This is a genomic window from Spirillospora sp. NPDC046719 (assembly GCF_040645715.1).
Taxonomy (GTDB): domain Bacteria; phylum Actinomycetota; class Actinomycetes; order Streptosporangiales; family Streptosporangiaceae; genus Spirillospora.
Genome location: NZ_JBEYYT010000897.1, coordinates 1 through 1,408, shown reverse-complemented (window position 1 = coordinate 1,408; position 1,408 = coordinate 1). Strand labels below are relative to the sequence as shown.

Sequence of the window (1,408 nt, the reverse complement as noted above, 5' to 3'; positions counted from 1 at the left end):
CGCCCGCGGCGCGCATGCAGCGGGCCTCATCCCACTGCTCGCCTCGAAGCCGGAACGCCTCGGCCGCGCGCTCCAGCGCGGGCGCGGCCAGGCTGTACTTGACCTCGGCCGCCGCGTCGTCGCCCGACCCGCGCAAGGCGCGGGCCTCGGACGCCAGCACCTCGCCGAGCGCGCGCAGCGTCTGCGCCTCCGAGTACCGGTTGCCGCTCCGCTGGAACACCGCGAGCGCGCTCTCCAGCAGTTCGCGGGCCTCCTCGTAGCGGCGCTGCGCGAGCCGCAGCTCGGCGAGGTTGCGGCGCGTCCGCGCCTGCCACCACGCGTCGCCTTCCGCCTCGAACGCGTCGATGGCCTCGGTGAGGTAGCGCTGCCCCTCGTCGAGGTTGCCCGCGTCCCGCAGGCACATGCCCGTGGACCTCAGCGCGCGCGCCCGCCACCACATCTCCCGGTTGCCGGTGAAGATGCGGAGCGCCTCGGCCGCGTCCTCCTGCGCCAGGTCGATCTGCCCCTGGTTGCCGCGCACCGACGACCGCTCCAGCAGCGCGATGCCGAGCGAACGGTCGTCCAGATGCCCGGCGGCCGTGCAGGTCAGATCGGCCGCCGCCTTCCACTCCGGCCAGAACACCCGCAGCGAATGGAACAGCGAGCACGCCGCCCGCCCCAGCCGCCACACCAGCGTCCACATCTCGCGCTCCGCGCCCTGCCCGAGCAGCGCCAGCACCGCCGGACGCTCGCTCGTCAGCCAGTCGACCGCCGAGAACCCCGGATCGGGGACCTGCCCGAACCCCCGGTGCCAGTCCTGCGGCCACCGGCTCGCCGCGACCCGCTCCGCCCGCTCCCGGTACCCGTCCAGCAGCCGCTCGACCGCCGCGTCCCGCTCGTCCTCGGCGTCCTCCCGCTCGGCCCGCTCCAGCGCGTACAGCCGGACGAGGTCGTGCAGCCGGTACCGCATCCGGCCCGTCGCGTCCGTCCCCGAGCACTCCGCGAGCTGGGCGTCCACGAGGGCCTCCAGCAGGTCCTCGCCCTCCAGATCCGACACCGCGAGCAGCGCGCCCGCCGCCCACGCCTGCACGTCCGGGGCGGCCTGGACACCGAGCGTGCGCAGCAGCCGCCGCTGCGTCGGGCTGCAGTCGTCGTAGCTCAGCGCCAGGCTCGCCCGGACGCCGTTGTCGATGCCGCGCTCCAGCTCGCCGAGCCGGCGCCGCTCGTCCCGCAGCCGGTCGGCCAGCACGCGCGGCGTCCACGACTCGCGCGCCGCGAGCCGTCCGCCGCAGATCCCGATCGCCAGCGGCAGCCGCCCGCACAGCTCGGCGATCTCGGCGGCGGCCTCCGGGTCCGCGGCGACCCGGTCCCGGCCGGCGAGCCGGCCGAGCAGCTCCACCGCGAGCCCCGCGGGGAACTCGGTCAGCCG

At 76.5% G+C, this 1,408-nt stretch carries 1 protein-coding gene; it reads right to left on the bottom strand.

The window, feature by feature from the left end:
- On the bottom strand, positions 1 to 1,408 hold a 1,408-nt coding region (locus ABZ914_RS51390), incomplete at both ends, for a tetratricopeptide repeat protein (RefSeq protein ID WP_500201814.1).